Origin of the sequence: Paraburkholderia sp. SIMBA_053 (assembly GCF_046534895.1) — a bacterium.
In the GTDB taxonomy this organism is placed as follows: Bacteria; Pseudomonadota; Gammaproteobacteria; order Burkholderiales; family Burkholderiaceae; genus Paraburkholderia; species Paraburkholderia caledonica.
In genome coordinates this window covers 1-259 of record NZ_JAWRXU010001036.1, presented here as the reverse complement: position 1 = coordinate 259, position 259 = coordinate 1, and the positions used below count along the sequence as shown (strand labels likewise).

The 259-nt window shown below is 57.9% G+C and carries 1 pseudogene; it reads left to right on the top strand.

The annotated features are described in order from the left end of the window. Positions 1–259, top strand: a pseudogene (locus SB753_RS38780) (hypothetical protein); the annotation flags it as partial.

Here is a 259-nt window from a genome sequence, read left to right as displayed (position 1 = left end):
GCGCAGTTGGATCCGGCTTCGCTGCGAACGTTGACCATCTGAACAGCGTCAGTCAGGCCAGCAAGCATGTGAATGCAGGAGGACACCAGGTCTCTGCACAGGCAATTGTCAGTGCCTCCTCGACGGTTGCAAAAACGGTACCGAAGATAAGCAAAAAAGTCGACGAGACGTTCGGCATCAGTCAGCCGCTCGGCAGAGAGCGGCGATGGTCGCCGACAGGCACTGTCAGACCGGTTATGGATGACGCAAGTAGCGGCCC